This window comes from Bacillus sp. N1(2025) (assembly GCF_053470005.1).
This window is the reverse complement of the sequence record NZ_JBLTJB010000001.1, coordinates 763,787-778,921: the sequence shown is the minus strand read 5'-3', so window position 1 is coordinate 778,921 and position 15,135 is coordinate 763,787. Positions and strand designations below refer to the sequence as shown.

Annotated in this window: 19 protein-coding genes and 1 riboswitch; of the genes, 2 read left to right on the top strand and 17 right to left on the bottom strand. The window is 46.6% G+C overall.

The genetic code is table 11. The features are described from left to right. Window positions 1-45: 45 nt before the first annotated feature. From ccsB to ACNFN4_RS04060, 10 genes are all read right to left on the bottom strand, one after another. Entirely contained in the window at window positions 46-1,221 is a 1,176-nt protein-coding gene (gene ccsB / locus ACNFN4_RS04105; protein WP_003153395.1) for a c-type cytochrome biogenesis protein CcsB, read from the bottom strand. An 18-nt stretch (window positions 1,222-1,239) separates the two neighbouring features. Further along, window positions 1,240-2,868, bottom strand: coding sequence for a cytochrome c biogenesis protein ResB (gene resB, locus ACNFN4_RS04100; RefSeq protein WP_448200009.1), 1,629 nt, complete (start codon window positions 2,866-2,868; stop codon window positions 1,240-1,242). Beyond that, entirely contained in the window at window positions 2,865-3,404 is a 540-nt protein-coding gene (gene resA / locus ACNFN4_RS04095) for a thiol-disulfide oxidoreductase ResA (RefSeq protein ID WP_014418277.1), read from the bottom strand. Before resA ends, resB begins: the two co-directional genes overlap by 4 nt. Window positions 3,405-3,488: 84 nt before the next feature. Continuing rightward, window positions 3,489-4,223: a 23S rRNA pseudouridine(2605) synthase RluB gene (gene rluB, locus ACNFN4_RS04090; protein ID WP_007612296.1), complete on the bottom strand. Its 735-nt coding sequence runs from the start codon at window positions 4,221-4,223 to the stop codon at window positions 3,489-3,491. A 93-nt stretch (window positions 4,224-4,316) separates the two neighbouring features. Then, on the bottom strand, window positions 4,317-4,853 hold the full coding sequence (gene spmB / locus ACNFN4_RS04085) for a spore maturation protein SpmB (protein WP_003153387.1): 537 nt from the start codon (window positions 4,851-4,853) through the stop codon (window positions 4,317-4,319). A 4-nt stretch (window positions 4,854-4,857) separates the two neighbouring features. After that, window positions 4,858-5,448 carry a nucleoside recognition domain-containing protein gene (locus ACNFN4_RS04080; RefSeq protein WP_448200008.1) on the bottom strand — a complete coding sequence of 197 codons (591 nt, stop codon included), beginning with the start codon at window positions 5,446-5,448 and terminating at the stop codon, window positions 4,858-4,860. After that, the gene (locus tag ACNFN4_RS04075) at window positions 5,436-6,587 is read right to left on the bottom strand and encodes a D-alanyl-D-alanine carboxypeptidase family protein (protein ID WP_021494253.1); all 1,152 of its coding nucleotides are present in this window, start codon (window positions 6,585-6,587) and stop codon (window positions 5,436-5,438) included. Before ACNFN4_RS04075 ends, ACNFN4_RS04080 begins: the two co-directional genes overlap by 13 nt. A 113-nt stretch (window positions 6,588-6,700) precedes the next feature. After that, window positions 6,701-7,186 (bottom strand): DUF3907 family protein, encoded by a 486-nt coding sequence (locus tag ACNFN4_RS04070; RefSeq protein WP_003153380.1) that lies wholly within the window; start codon window positions 7,184-7,186, stop codon window positions 6,701-6,703. 89 nt (window positions 7,187-7,275) lie between these two features. Further along, a complete protein-coding gene (gene scpB, locus ACNFN4_RS04065) occupies window positions 7,276-7,869 on the bottom strand; it encodes an SMC-Scp complex subunit ScpB (protein WP_007409428.1) in 594 nt (197 codons plus the stop codon). Next, window positions 7,859-8,614, bottom strand: coding sequence for a segregation/condensation protein A (locus ACNFN4_RS04060; RefSeq protein WP_007409427.1), 756 nt, complete (start codon window positions 8,612-8,614; stop codon window positions 7,859-7,861). Before ACNFN4_RS04060 ends, scpB begins: the two co-directional genes overlap by 11 nt. A gap of 207 nt (window positions 8,615-8,821) precedes the next feature. Between ACNFN4_RS04060 and ACNFN4_RS04055 the strand changes: the two genes are divergently transcribed. Further along, window positions 8,822-8,911 carry a YjcZ family sporulation protein gene (locus ACNFN4_RS04055; RefSeq protein WP_003153376.1) on the top strand — a complete coding sequence of 30 codons (90 nt, stop codon included), beginning with the start codon at window positions 8,822-8,824 and terminating at the stop codon, window positions 8,909-8,911. 87 nt (window positions 8,912-8,998) lie between these two features. Beyond that, window positions 8,999-9,520: a DUF309 domain-containing protein gene (locus tag ACNFN4_RS04050; protein WP_110124232.1), complete on the top strand. Its 522-nt coding sequence runs from the start codon at window positions 8,999-9,001 to the stop codon at window positions 9,518-9,520. Window positions 9,521-9,585: 65 nt separating this feature from the next. On the opposite strand, the gene ribT is transcribed toward ACNFN4_RS04050, so the two are convergent. The 7 genes from ribT to lepB all read right to left on the bottom strand — a co-directional run bounded on the left by ribT (window position 9,586) and on the right by lepB (window position 15,091). Next, window positions 9,586-9,960, bottom strand: a complete 375-nt coding sequence (ribT, locus tag ACNFN4_RS04045; protein WP_003153373.1) for a GNAT family N-acetyltransferase RibT — start codon at window positions 9,958-9,960, stop codon at window positions 9,586-9,588. Between the two features lie 116 nt (window positions 9,961-10,076). Then, entirely contained in the window at window positions 10,077-10,541 is a 465-nt protein-coding gene (gene ribH / locus ACNFN4_RS04040; RefSeq protein WP_003153372.1) for a 6,7-dimethyl-8-ribityllumazine synthase, read from the bottom strand. 32 nt (window positions 10,542-10,573) lie between these two features. Next, entirely contained in the window at window positions 10,574-11,770 is a 1,197-nt protein-coding gene (locus ACNFN4_RS04035) for a bifunctional 3,4-dihydroxy-2-butanone-4-phosphate synthase/GTP cyclohydrolase II (RefSeq protein WP_014418281.1), read from the bottom strand. A 14-nt stretch (window positions 11,771-11,784) separates the two neighbouring features. Next, window positions 11,785-12,432: a riboflavin synthase gene (gene ribE / locus ACNFN4_RS04030; RefSeq protein ID WP_007409425.1), complete on the bottom strand. Its 648-nt coding sequence runs from the start codon at window positions 12,430-12,432 to the stop codon at window positions 11,785-11,787. Then, window positions 12,413-13,528 carry a bifunctional diaminohydroxyphosphoribosylaminopyrimidine deaminase/5-amino-6-(5-phosphoribosylamino)uracil reductase RibD gene (gene ribD / locus ACNFN4_RS04025; RefSeq protein ID WP_448200007.1) on the bottom strand — a complete coding sequence of 372 codons (1,116 nt, stop codon included), beginning with the start codon at window positions 13,526-13,528 and terminating at the stop codon, window positions 12,413-12,415. The genes ribE and ribD overlap by 20 nt, the downstream gene beginning before the upstream one ends. A gap of 131 nt (window positions 13,529-13,659) precedes the next feature. Next, window positions 13,660-13,806: riboswitch (FMN riboswitch) on the bottom strand. 119 nt (window positions 13,807-13,925) lie between these two features. Further along, a complete protein-coding gene (locus tag ACNFN4_RS04020; protein WP_448200006.1) occupies window positions 13,926-14,270 on the bottom strand; it encodes a hypothetical protein in 345 nt (114 codons plus the stop codon). A gap of 245 nt (window positions 14,271-14,515) precedes the next feature. Next, window positions 14,516-15,091, bottom strand: a complete 576-nt coding sequence (lepB, locus tag ACNFN4_RS04015; RefSeq protein WP_014721447.1) for a signal peptidase I — start codon at window positions 15,089-15,091, stop codon at window positions 14,516-14,518. Between the last annotated feature and the right edge of the window lie 44 nt (window positions 15,092-15,135).

The window sequence follows — 15,135 nt, the reverse complement described above, 5'->3', positions numbered from 1 at the left end:
TAACAAACTGTGCGGCAGCTTGAGAACTGTATCGGCTTTTTGCATCTATGCGTACGAATGAAGTCCGGCAAGCACGAGATTCACAAAAATTAAGTTAAACATAATAATGGCGAAGCCGATGACGGCAAGCCACGCGGACTTTTCGCCATGCCAGCCTCTTGACAGCCGCAAGTGCAAATACGCTGCGTAAAATAAAAAGGTGATCAGCGCCCATACTTCCTTCGGGTCCCAGCCCCAAAAACGCGTCCATGCAAGCTGCGCCCAAATCATCGCAAACACAAGCGCGCCGAGTGTGAATACCGGAAAACCGATGGAAACAGCGCGGTAGCCGACTTCATCGACCAAGTCCAGATTCACATTTTTGACGAGCGGGCTTATAAGAGCGCTGATTCTCTTTCTGAATATCAGCCTGAGCGCACCGTATAAAACGAGACCTGCGCCAAACGACCAGATCACCGTATTGACCTTTCTGCCTGAAAAAATGGCCGGAAGCTCAATAAGCGGCTTCATTGCGCCTTCCGTAAGCAGTTCTCCATCATGCGGGCCGACAAGCGCAGGCATATCATATATCATGACGCTTTTGGCCTCTTTTTTATCCACCCAATTAAATTCAGCTTTGTAGTCCGCCAGCCGGAATGCCGACGTGACGGCGATAAATGCCACGGTCGTCACGAGTATAAACATGATGACTTCAAGCCAGAACGTTTTTTTGCCCGGTCTGGATTGGTCGACATGCTTTAACAGGAAAATGACGCCGGCTACAAAACTGATCGCAAGAATCGCCTGCCCGAGCGCCGCCGTTGTGACGTGAATGTACAGCCAATTGCTCTGCAGTGACGGAATAAGCGGCGTGATGTCTGTCGGAAACATGCTTGCATATGCGATAAGCAAAAGCGCGATAGACAATGTGAACATGCCTAATGAAGGCAGTCTGTAAATAAAGTAAATAATAATAAAAGCGAGAACAAGCATCATGCCGAATGACGTCGTAAATTCAAACATATTGCTGACAGGCGCATGTCCGCTTGCCGACCATCTCGCAATGAAGTAGCCGAGATGACAAAGAAATCCGAAAATGGTTAACGTGATTCCGATAGCCGACCAGCGGCCCTTACCGTCCTTAGCACCTTTTGTTCCCCGGATGGCGCCGCCGAAAACCGGGACGGCAATTAAATAAATCAAAAAGGCAGCATAAAGAAAATTTGCGCTCAGCTCCGCCATGACACCACTCCTTTTTCACTAGGCCTGATTTTTGGCCAATTCTTTTTGATCGGCCGGCTCTTGAATCCCGGTCCCGCTAAGAACAAAATCGATATCTTTTTTCAGACCGAACCAGTTTTTGTTCGTATGTCCCGCCACAAGCACTTCATGATCACCTGTTTTGATCCAGATCCTTCTGTGCTGCCAGTACATTCCTTGAATGACGCCGATCATAAAGATCGCGCCGCCGACGGCAAGCACCCATAAGGTTAAGTCTTTTCTGACGGTGAGTCCTGTAATGTTTTTCGTTTCCACATGGTCGAATTTTAATTTGTACTTGTTACTTTCGGAACCTTCAACAGTCTGCTGAATCGCAACAAAACTTTTCTCCCCTTTCGGCTTGTCAGGAGCCGTGATTTTAAAGACAAAAGCCGGATTGTTAGGAACCTTCGTTTTCGTGCTCGGTTCTCCGTCCTTGTTAAAATAAAAATCAGGAAGATAACTGGCGATCTGCACTTTGTAACCGTTACCAAGATCATAGTCCGTGTCGGGATCAAGAAGATTGATCTTCAGTTTGCCGAATGACTGTTTTGTTTTTTGGTCGATCAGCTGAAATACCATCTGATCGAGCTGGTTTTCTTTATAGTCCACCTGATACACAGAATAGGAGTCAAAGCGCAGCGGTTCATTGACGCGGATATTGTTTTCTTTGACTCTTTTAAGCTTCGGCTTTTCACCGAATACAATGTCGCCTTCCCTTTTGTACAAAACCGCGTCCGTTGTGAAGGATTTGGCGACTTTGCCGTTTCCGGCTCTGTCAATGGCGTCGGCGAATACTTTTTTCTCAGTGTCTTTGTTATATGTCTGCATCGTAAACCGGTTGTTTTTTAAGTAATATTTGCCGTCAGTGCCGGGGATCTGGGCGGTTTCGCCTTCACGGACCCAGAGCGTTTCATCGACATACATACCGGGTACAAATCTCAGCATGGCTCCGATCAGAAAAATGATCAGGCCGATATGATTGACGTAGGGCCCCCACCTTGAAAAACGGCCTTTTTCCGCCAGAATGCTACCCTCTTGTTCTCGCACTCTATAATGCTTTTTTTTCAATCGTGTTCTGAGGCTATCAGCCGCATCCCCGCTCAGCTCGGTTTCTGTCCGGCTGTATAGACGCTGCCTCTTCAAAAAGACCGGATTCCGCCGTACTCCTTGATTTTTCAGCGCCCTGTACAAAGGAATCACCCGATCCAGACTGCAGATGACCAGTGATATGCCAATGGATGCGATCAGGAGCATATACCACCATGAGCCGTACAGGTGATGAAATCCCAGCAGATAATACAGTTGACCGATTATGCCGTACTGCTGTTCATAATATGTATCCGGCTGGGCGCCCGGCGGCAGATAAGCTTCCTGCGGAAAAACCGTGCCGAAAGCAGACGCCGCCAGAGTAATGACGATCAGCCATATTCCGACTTTTACGGAAGAAAAGAAGTTCCATACCTTATCTACGATTGTTTTGTTATATGTTTGCGAACGCCTTGCGCTGCCGTCGTACCGCATATCCGCAAGCGGCGATTTTTGATCATCAAGCGGCTTCCCGCACGACTCGCACAAAACCGTCCCGGCTGGATTCACGTGCCCGCATTCACATTTGACCTTTTTCATGAAGACGCCTCCGGCTTAATTAAATTCATATAGTCATGAACCATGCGTTCTGTCATCGTGCCGGTCACCACTTTCACGACGTTTCCGTCGGGATTGATCAAAAATGTCGTCGGAATAGGTGATACGCCGTACGCGTCCAGCACTTGCCGGTCAGTATCGAGCGCAACCGGGAAATTGACGCCGTATGTTTTCATAAAATTATGTACTGCAATTTTTGATTCGCCGACATTTACCGCAACCACCTCGACACCGAGGTCTTTAAAATGCTTGTATTGATTCTCCATGTAGGGAAATTCCTGCTTGCACGGCTCGCACCACGTTCCCCAGAAATTCAGAAAAACACCTTTTCCTTTTAACTGACTCAGTTCTATGAGTCTGCCCTCTGTATCTTTCAGCGCGAAATTCGGGGCTTTGGACCCCTCAGATATACGCTCTCCGTTTGTGTATACGGCATTATAGATGGTATATCCGAGCGCGCAGAGTAAGATGAGAAGGATGCCGGTCCGAATGAATAAACGCCGCCGTTTTTTGTTCATTGTACACTGCTCCCCTCCCCTGCCTGCAAATCCATTCAATTATATCATCAACACGTTTTGTAATTTTTGAAGGTTATGTGAAAATTAGAAAGCGTTTTTACCGTGTTCAGCTAAAGCCCGCAGCCTTTTCACCTCATGCGGCGACAATTCTCTTGCGTCTCCTGTGCGCAGGCCTCTTAAATCTAAAAATGCGTATTCTTCACGTTTTAGTTTCAGCACGTCATGACCGATCGCCTCGAACATGCGGCGGACCTGTCTGTTCCGGCCTTCATGAATCGTCAGCTGAATGATGCTCGTCTGCTTTCTTTTGTCCAGGGAAAGCATTTTCGCTCTGGCCGGCGCCGTCTTGCCTTCTTCAAGCTGAATGCCGCGCTCAAGCTTTCTCAGAAGTTCCTTGGAAGGAATCCCCTTCACTTTGGCGACGTATGTCTTATCAATTTCGTATTTCGGATGCATGAGTTTGTTGGCAAACTCGCCGTCATTTGTCAGCAATAAAAGTCCGCTCGTATCATAATCAAGCCTGCCGATCGGATAAATGCGCTGCGGCACTTCTTTGAAAAAGTCGGTCACCACTTTCCGCCCTTTGTCGTCATCAGCTGCTGAGATCACTCCTCTCGGTTTATAAAGCAGAAAGTACACGGGTTCTTCCCGCTCCACCTTTAATCCGTTTACTTCAATCTGATCAGAACCGGTCACTTTTACGCCGAGCTCTGTTATTACTTTTCCATTCACCTTTACTTTTCCTTCTTTTATCAGCTCTTCCGCCTTTCTGCGTGATGCCACGCCGGCATGAGCAATAACTTTTTGCAGTCTTTCCATGTCGTTCACCTCAAGTATAATCTTACTTTTTTCCCCTTGAACAAACAAGCTTTTTCAGGGAGAGTTATTCTGATATATAAAAAGCGCCTGATTTCAGGCGCTTCCAAATAATAACGTAACTATGATGATTGATGCAACCACCCCGATCAAATCAGCAAGAAGACCAACCTTTAAAGCATCCCCCATTTTTTTGATGCCGACCGCCCCGAAATACACCGTCAGGACATACAGCGTCGTGTCAGTCGATCCCTGCATGACCGAGGCCAGTCTGCCGATAAATGAATCAGGCCCGTACACGGCGATCAGATCTGTCGTCATGCCGAGCGCCGCCGTTCCCGAAATCGGGCGGATCAGAGCAAGCGGCACGACTTCTGCGGGAATGCCGAGCGCTGTAAAGAAAGGCTTGCACAGCCCCATGACAAAATCCAGCGCGCCTGAGGCCCGGAATACGGTAATCGCCACCAGCATCCCGACCAAATACGGAATGATGGAAAACGCAATCTCAATTCCTTCTTTTCCGCCTTCAACGAATGATTCATACGTCGGCACTTTTTTGATCGTGCCGTATATCAATATACCGGCGATAATAATCGGAATCATGGCTAAAGACAGCCAATTCACCATTTCCATTCGCTTACCTCCCTTTTCTTTTGCGGCGGTACCAGAAGTAGCGGTCAATGAAAATCGCGCCGATCCCCGAAATTAAAGTCGCTAAGATGGTCGGCCCGACGATATCGGTCGGTGATTTCGCCGAGTAAGCCATGCGCACGGCAATGACGGTTGTCGGTATCAATGTAATACTCGAAGTATTTACCGCCAAAAAGGTAATCATGGAACGGCTGGCCTCAGACTTAGCTCCATTCAGCTTTTTCATCTGCTCCATGGCTTTAATGCCGAGCGGTGTCGCCGCATTTCCCAGTCCGAAAAAGTTTGCCATGAGATTTGATAAGATGTATCCCATCGCCGGATGATCAGGGGGAATATCGGGAAACAGCTTAGAAATAAACGGGCGGCACATTCTGCTGAATATATCCAAAAGGCCGGACTGCTCGGCTATTTTCATCAGGCCGAGCCAGAACACGAGAACGCTCATTAATCCGAACGAGATCGTAACCGCTTCTTTCGCTCCTTTAAAAACGGCTTCATTCACATCCTGCAAGGTACCGTTAAACATCGCAAAGACAAGTCCGATTACCGTCAGACATACCCAGATTAAATTGACCATGACGAACCGCCCGCCGCGCTCATAAACAGGCTCGTAAACGTCTCAATGAAATGCTTTTTCGGTTTTTTATGGCGCTCATTTTCATAATAGACTGGGATCTTGGCGATCACTTTCCCATCATGCATAACAGTCATCCGGCCGACGACATCAGGAATGAGAGAGGCGTCCTTTTTCCAGGCTTTTTTCGGTTTTATTAAGGTTGTGCTGATTTTTACATCGTCGATTTCATCCTCTTTTAACAAATATTTGACATCCCGGGCAATAAAAGCGCGCTTTCCGTAAAACGTCTTTTTCAGCTTCGGAATGCCGCCTTTTTTAGCGACGACATAGGTTTTATAGTGATCAAAGACATAATTAAACATATTCATATGGTCATCCCAGTCATCCGGATCATTTATGGTGACCGCGATGAGATCCGTACCGTCTTTTGAGGCCGTCGAGACGAGCGTCCGTTTCGCGATTTTTGTGTAACCCGTTTTTCCGCCTGTGCTGTAACGGTAGAGCCCAGTCAGAAGCTTGTTTTTATTTTTCCATACCCGGTCCATCGTTTCCGCCTTATACACTTTTGTGCCTGAAACGGTCCGGTATTCCTTGATTTTCATCGCATATTTAGTCAAAAGCGCCATGTCATACGCCGTTGAATATAAATTTTCATGGTCGTCCAGCCCGTGCGGATTTTGAAATTTTGTATTTTCCATCCCGATTTGCTCGGCTTTTTTGTTCATCATAAATACAAAACCGTCAAGGCTTCCGCCGACATATTCCGCTATTGCCGCAGCGGCGTCATTTCCTGATCTCAGCATAAGCCCGTATACGAGATCTTTCAGCTTTACTTTTTGTCCCGGCTGAAGATAAATGGCTGAACCTTCCGTTTTTACGGCATTCGGGGAAACCGTCACGGTCTCTTCCATTTTCCCTGATTCAATCGCCAGCACCGCCGTCATGATTTTCGTAATGCTTGCAATCCGCCGCTTATGATGTTCATCCTTGGCGAATAACACCCGGCCAGATGCTCCGTCGATTATAATCGCGCTTTTTGCGCTGACATGTATTTGGGCATGTGCCGTATTGCCGTCTGTAATGGAAAAAAGAATAACAAAAGTCAAAAGAAATACGGCAGCTTTTTTGAGAAAGCGCATGAATGCTCACGTCCTTGTTGTGGGTTTGTACAAGTTTATGCGCATGTCCATGACTTATGAATACCAATTGCATCACTTTCACATAAAAAAAACTCTTCCAAAAGGAAGAGTTTTTATCTGACTGATGCCATATTTGAGCCTGATGCTTCATATTGCGCCAATTCTTCCCGCATGCGCAGAAATTCACTGCTGAGCGAAAGCAGAAGGCTCCGCAGCGAATCCGGCACTTGCTGGTAGAATTCAATCGCGCTTTGGCCTGTATAAGCGGCGCGGCTGTTTTCGTACCATGTATCCTTTTTCGGCATGAAAAATTCTTCCACGCACTGATGATACACTTTATACAGCGTTTTTTCCGCTCTCACCTCATGAAACGGCTCCTGCATTAAGAGCCGGCGGCAGGCTTCCTGGGCGCCTTCGCAAAAGACGGTCATCCTCCTCAGCACACTGAGCACGTCGCGGCAGTATGCCTCATCCGCCTCTCCTTGAGCCCGCATCTCCGGCAATGTTGTATGATTTAAATAGCTGCTGACCATCGTGACAACCTCGGCTAAAAATTCACCAGTTTCTTCAGTATGGGCCCTCACAATCGAATTTCCCATTTCCGTCCGTTTCCTTCCTCTCTTTTACTTCGTCATTTGCGTCATTCATCAATGGCCTTTCCCTACTATCGTATGATGAAAAACGATTATTATTTAATATCCTCAAAAGTTTGGTTGAAGTTTTCAAAGAATAAATCGGCTTCCTCCTGGAGAACGTCTTCCTCCGCATTTTCAGGAAGCGGCGGGAGCTCCTCCAATGTTTTCAAGCCGAATTGTTCAAGAAATACCGGTGTCGTGCCGTATAAAATCGCCCGGCCGGGACCGTCGGCGCGGCCCACCTCACACAGCAGCGCTTTTGACACGAGGCTGTGCAGAATCCGCTCAGACTTCACGCCCCGGATATCTTCAATTTCCGCCCGTGTGATCGGCTGCTTGTACGAAACGATCGCCAGCACTTCCAAAGAAGCCTGTGACAGCCCTTTTGACGGCACTTCAATTAGTTTTTTCAAATAAGGCACGAATTCTTTTTTCGTTCCAAGCATATACGTATCCGCATATTCGGTAAGCTCGATGCCCCTGTCATCTTCCTTGTACTGAGCGGCCACTTCTTCCATGATTCCGGCCAGTTCCGCTTCTTCTATTTCAAGCACCGTCACCAATTGCTTTTTGGTCAGCCCTTCATCACCCGCCGCATACAGCAGGGCTTCCACAATTGCTTTCCAATTCACGATATCAAGCGCCATGAATGGATTCACTCCCCGTAATGTATATATCTGAAAAGTTTTCTTCCTGTTCAATGATAATCTGCTGATTTTTCATCAGCTCCAGGACTGCTAAAAACGTCACGACGAGATGGTCCTTTTGCCGAGAAGGAAAAAGCTCCGTGAAGTTTATTCTTCTCCCCGCCGTTTTTAAGCTTTTTACGATTTCGTTCATTCTGTCTTCAATCGGTATTTCCTGCCTTGTAATGGTCGTTTCTTTCGGCCGCGTGATTTTTTTACGCTGAAGCACCTTTTGAAACGCGCCGATCATGTCATAAACGGTCACCGACAGCTTTTGCTCGGTCTGTTTGATTTCTTTTGCATACTCACTTAAATCACTCGGCGGCTTGGTAAATGACTTTTGTCTTTCTTCTTCCCGCTCTTTTAAATCCTTCGCAGCGGTTTTATACTTTCTATACTCAATCAGTTTTTCAATCAGCTCGTCCCTAGGGTCTTCTTCTTCAAGCATTTCGTCTTCAAACAGCTCTTCCTCTTGTTTCGGAAGCAGCATTCTGCTTTTAATGCTGAGAAGCGTCGCCGCCATGACCAGATATTCACTGGCGACATCAAGTTCAAGCTCTTGCATTGTATGTACATATAATAAATATTGTTCAGTAATGGTTGCCACGGGTATGTCGTATATGTCGATTTCAAGACGGTTAATCAGATGAAGCAGCAGGTCCAATGGGCCTTCAAACGTATCAATTTTCACTTGATATTCTACCATTATCTCACCATTTTCAATATCACTCTCATTGCCGGAAAAACTGGCTACCCTTTAGTATAATCCACCGAAATGCTCTCGTCCAATACTTTTATACACGTCCTCCGTTATTTAGAAAATACTGAAAAAGAAGATATACGCCTATACCTTTAAAGGCGGATGCACATATGATAGCCGTGTAAACTTGAAACAAAGGGAGGCTGATTTCACATGAGCGGAGCTTGTTTCGGCGGGGGTTTTGCATTAATTGTCGTTCTGTTTATTTTGCTCGTTGTCGTAGGAGCATCTTACATCTGCTAGTTCCTCAGGCTTCGGACACCAAGCCGCTCTTTTTTCCTTTTCATAGCGCTGTGGTACACTGGTTTTAGCATAAAAGGAGGAAGCGGCTTGTATCCTAAAGCTTATATCGGCTTTTTGGCCGAATTTCACGCATCAAGAGATTATTTTGAGTGTCATGAACTGTTAGAGGAATATTGGAAAGAAAGCCCGGCTGAAAAGCGGAGCATTCATTGGGTCGGCCTGATTCAGCTTGCCGTCGCTCTGTATCACCAGCGCAGGGGAAATGAAGCCGGGGCGAAACGCCTGATTGCCAACAGCTTACGTATTCTCCGGTCTGAAAAGCAGGCGGTCTGTTCTCTCGGTCTCAGCCATCCGAAGCTGATTGAGCTGATAGAAACGCTGGCAGACGATATAGAAGCGGGCCTGCCTTATAAAAGTGTTATGCTGCCGATTACAGATGAAGCCCTGAAAGAAGCATGTCTTGCCGAATGCCGCCGAAAGGGCTATACATGGGGGCAAGACGGCGTATCAGATACCTTTCTTATTCATAAACACCGCCTGCGGGACAGGACGGATGTCATTAAGGAACGCGAACGGGAATTTGAGAGAAGAAAAAAAAGCAGAGGCTGACGGTCAGCCCTGCTTTTTCTATATCAAAACAGCTCCCGAAACCGTGAAGATTCCGGGAGCATTTGTCAGTTATTATATGAGATATCCTGATCTTTTTGATGTTGACAGCGTTCAAAAAAGCTTTGCGTTAATTCATTCGGAACGAGTGCCTCCGTTTTGAACAGACGTTTTAAGGCGTCCATCATTTGCTTTCCGATCCCTTGATGGCGGTGAGAAGGATTCACGCTGATATGCCGGATTTCAACTTCTGAGTCCTTTTTTTCGACTCCGATCGCTCCGACGATATCTTCATCCTCTTTCCAAAGAAAGAGCTGGCGGCCAGTATCCGTTTCATAGTCCTTTATTGTCTGCTGAAGCTGCTTGAGATCTTTTTCATTCGGCATAAATGACAGAAGACCCATCGCAATCTTTTCAAACGATTTTTTATAACGAATTAACATAAAAACCCCTCTATATCCAAAATGTCCATTCATGTCCTATCAAACGGATACATAAAGGCGATCCGTTTCCTCACATTATATCATTTTCGCCGCTGTTTTAAACGCTTTTCAACAAATTATTCAAATGAACGGTTTAAATTTGCCATTTCAATGGCAGATACTGCGCAATCCGCTCCCTTATTTCCGGCTTTTGTTCCGGCTCGTTCGATGGCCTGCTCAATGGTTTCAGTCGTCACAATGCCGAAGATAACCGGGACGCCCGTCGCCGTTCCCGCCTGGGCAATGCCTTTTGCCGCTTCATTGCAGACATAGTCATAATGCGTTGTCGCTCCTCTGATAACCGTGCCGAGCGTAATAACGGCATCGTATTTTTTCGTTTCCGCCATTTTCTTTGCCGCAAACGGGATTTCAAACGCTCCCGGCACCCAAGCGACGTCAATGTCGTTTGATTCTACACCGTGGCGAAGCAACGTGTCTTCCGCTCCGCTTAACAGCTTGCTCGTAATAAATTCATTAAATCTGCCGACGACGATTCCGATTTTAAGTCCTGTTCCTACTAGGTTTCCTTGTATGATATTCATATGTTATCCATCCTTTTTTGTGAGATTTGTTTTTAGAAATGAAGCAGATGTCCAAGTTTTTTCATTTTGGTCTGTAAATACTGCTTGTTATGCTCACTCGCTTCCATTTGAAGCGGCACCCGTTCTGAAATGCTGAGACCGTATCCTTCGAGGCCGGCGATTTTCCGGGGGTTGTTGGTTAAAAGTTTCATATGCTGAACCCCTAAGTCGCGGAGAATCTGGGCGCCGATGCCGTAGTTGCGCAGATCAGGCAGAAAGCCGAGCGCTTCGTTCGCTTCAACCGTGTCATACCCTTGTTCCTGCAATCGGTACGCCTTCAGCTTATTGATTAAACCGATTCCTCTGCCTTCCTGGCGCAAATACAATAGAACGCCGCGGCCTTCTTCAGCAATTTGCGCAAGCGCGGCATGAAGCTGAGGTCCGCAATCACAGCGATGGGATGCAAATACATCGCCCGTCAGGCATTCTGAGTGCACTCTGACAAGAACGGGTTCGCTGTTAAACGGGACATCCCCCATGACAAAGGCGAGATGTTCTTTTCCGTCAACCTCGTTTGTATATCCGTAAACTCTAAACGTGCCGAAGTCAGTCGGCAGCGTAATATCAACTTCTCTGTTCACAAGTGTCGTAATGTTGTAACGGTACTCTATTAAGTCTTTTATCGTAATCATTTTCAGCTGGTGGCGTTCGGCGATTTCGGCTAACTCCGGCACTCTGGCCATTGTGCCGTCTTCATTCATAATTTCACAAATGACGCCCGCTCCCTGAGATCCGCAGGCTTTTGCAAGGTCAACGGCTGCTTCCGTATGGCCGGCCCGCTTCAGGACGCCTCCTTTTTTTGCAATTAAGGGGAAAATGTGGCCCGGACGCTGAAAATCGTCAGACACAGATTCTTCGTTCAACAGCGCCTGAATGGTAAAGGATCGTTCCTGCGCGCTGATGCCCGTTTTTGTCAGCCTGTGGTCAATACTGACCGTAAACGCGGTCTCATGTGAGTCCGTATTATGATCGACCATCGGATGAAGATCCAGCCGGCCGGCGATGTCTTCAGACAGCGGCGTGCAGATCAGGCCTCTCCCATGGGTCGCCATAAAATTAACTACTTCCGGCGTGGCATGCTCAGCCAGCGCTATGAAATCTCCTTCGTTTTCTCTGTCTTCATCATCGACAACAATGATGACTTCACCTTTTTTCAGCGCCTCTAACGCCTCTTCTATCGGATGAAACATATCGATCTTCCTTTCTAAAAGCCGTTCTCGCTTAAAAAGGCTTCCGTGATAGTTTGATTGCTTTTCGTTTGTTCTGTTTTGTGCAAAAAGCGGTATAAGTATTTGCCGATCATGTCACACTCAATATTTACGGTCGATCCGACTGTTTTCGTCTGAAAAATCGTTTCTGAGATGGTATGCGGAATGATGGATACCGTCACGCTTTCGTCTGATAGACCGAAAATCGTCAGGCTCACGCCGTCTACCGTAATTGAACCTTTCAATACGAGCGTTTTTGTCAATTCCGGCGAAAGTTTTAAATCGTAATAGACCGCGTTGCTTTTTTTCTCGATCCGCGTAATTTCCGCCGTTCCGTCCACATGCCCTGATACAAAGTGGCCGCCGAACCGTCCGTTGGCGGACATCGCTCTTTCCAGGTTTACTTTACTGCCTTTTGACAAGCCGTTCAGCGAAGTGGCTTTCACTGTTTCCGGCATGACATCAACCGTAAATTGATTGTCAGAAAATCCGGTTACGGTCAGGCAGATGCCGTTTACCGCAATGCTGTCGCCAAGCTTCACATCACTTGTCACTTTTGAAGCGGCGATGGTTAATGCCATGGAAAGGCCTGTCTTTTTGATTGCTTGGATCGTGCCTGTTTCTTCAACGATTCCTGTAAACATCGTCACCATCCTTTCCATCTTTAGGTATGGCCGTCAGTTTTATATCCGGCCCGATTTGGGTGATTTGTGTGAATTGTAAATGGGGGACATCTTTCATTGATTGAAAACCTTCACCGGAGATCAAGCTGGGAGCAAGCGTTCCTCCGATTAATTTAGGGGCGAAATAGAAATGAAGCTCTTGAAAACAGCCTTCCTTGACAAAACTTCCGTGTACGGATGCTCCGCCTTCCACATAAACGGACATTATGCCGTTTTCAGCGAGAATGCTGAGCACCTCAGGGACGTGAATGCGGTCTGTTTCCAGCGGAATAACTTTTATTCCGAGTGCGGTCAGCCGGTCTTTCTTTTGCACGTCTGCATCTTTGGCCGTAAATATCCATGTCGGCGCAGCGCCGTCAGTGAGCACATTTGCCGTTTCAGGAATGGTCAGCTTTGTATCGAGAATCACTCTGACCGGCTGCTTCACTGCATCAGGAAGCCTGCAGGTCAGGCTCGGATTATCGGCTTTGACTGTGCCTGCTCCGACAAGAATGCTTTGATGCGATTTCCTGTATTGCTGGGCATCAAGCCTTGCCGCCTCTGATGTAATCCATTTGCTGTCACCGGTTTCAGTCGCTGTTTTCCCGTCAAGGCTCGCAGCCGCTTTCAAGGTGACATACGGAAGTCCGGTCCGCATGAAGTGAAGAAACATTTTATTCAGCTCTTCTGCCTGCTGCCTGAGAAGTCCGGTTTTCACTTCGATGCCCGCTGCTTCCAGCATTCCGATGCCTTTTCCGGCTACAAGCGGATTCGGATCTTTCACAGCAATGAACACCCTTTTTATCCCCGACTTTATTATCAGTTCGGCGCATGGCGGTGTTTTTCCGTAATGGCTGCAAGGCTCCAGCGTCACATACAAATCGGCGCCTTTTGCGTGTCTGCCGGCCATATGAATCGCGTGAACCTCGGCATGCGCTTCTCCGTATTGCAAATGGGCGCCCATTCCGACGACCTGTCCGTTTTTGACGACGACAGCGCCGACAAGAGGATTGGACTGTGTCTGTCCTTCACCGCGTCTGGCAAGTTCTATTGCCGTATTCATATAATATTCTTCCATCGTTATCCCTCCCTTCTTCCACGCAATTTGGCGTCAAAAAAGCCCCGAATGTTTACACAGTTCGGGGCTTTGCCAGTTTTAATCCATAGGAAATAAGACTATACAGTAAGTTTATTTTTTGCATAGCTTCTCTCATCCTTCTCCCATCCAGACTTTCACTGTCGGCTTCAGCTTTTCACTGAATCCACCGTATACAGATGCATACGGGTCACGGGCTGTAAAGCGCAAAGCGCCTTATTACCGCCGGTCGGGATTTTCACCCAGCCCCGAAGGATACAATCAATATTTTTTTGTCCTTATCCGCTATTATAACATCCTTTGCGGCAGGCGCAATGAATTTGCACCTAATTATTCAGAAAAATAAAAAGCGCCCTTTTCCCATAAAAGGCGCCTTTATTTATTCGTTCACTTTGACGACCTTCAATAAGCCGTCAATCCGGTTTGATTTGCTGAAATACGCTTTAATTTTATCTCCCTTTTTCACATCGGAGAGACCCTGCTTCAGCTTGTCGCCGTTAAAAATAATTTTTGTGCCGTTTGCTGCCGTACCGTGGTACTCAGTTCCTTCGATTTTCGTAATTTTATATGTCTTGACTGTATATTCTTCTTTTTCCTGGGACAGGGTTTGTCCGATTGCAGTCGGCACGTCTTTCAGTTCAATATCGTTTATGACCATATAACCGCCCGCCAATAACAGCAGCAGTACAAGTAAAATGGCTGCTTTTGTTTTAATTCTTCCCATTTTTCTACCTCCAGCCCGTATCAATCTATTCATTACTATGTCATATTCCTTTTGTTCATGAATAGAAACCCGTTCTTCCCTGCGTGAGTTATTCATATAACGTTTCATAAAGGGAAGATGTTTCATGTATCTGTAAAACTTTCTATCTATTAAATAGATATACGAATTTATGTTCTGTTTTTGAGGGTGGAAAGATAAATTTATATAAAAAAGCAGTTTTCTTATAAGAAAACTGCTTGTACGGTTTATTTCGTCTTGCGAATTTCGTTAAACGGGAAGAAGACGAATTTTGATGTGCCCGCTATTTGTTTTTTCGTAAAAAGACCGAGGCCGTTGCGGCTGTCCATAGATTCTCTGCGGTTATCACCCATGACGAAATATTTGTCGTCCGGCACTTTCACCGGGCCGAAGTCTTCCGTCAGCCGGTCATAGCCGTCTTGCTTCGCTTTTTTCTTGTTTGCCGCTAAATACGGTTCGGACACTTTTTTGCCGTTGATATACAGCTGATCGTTTTTCATTTGCACCGTGTCGCCGGGAAGTCCGATAATCCGTTTGACATAGTGTTCATTTTCTCCGTTCAGAACGACGATCTGGCCGCGTTTGAAGTCGCTTATGTATTTGACCGTCATATTGACAAAGATTCTCTCGCGGTCATGCAGCGTCGGATCCATTGATCTTCCATCAACGAGATAAGGGGCAAATAAAAAGTTTCGGATGAGCAGTGCCAGAACGACAGCGATGATAATGGCTTTCGCCCAATCAAGTACGGCGCTTTTTTTAGAAGTTTTTTCTTTTTCTGATTTCAAGTGATTTCCTCCCATTAGCCATGGTCGTTTTTATTTTACCATGAATCCCTGCACAGAGG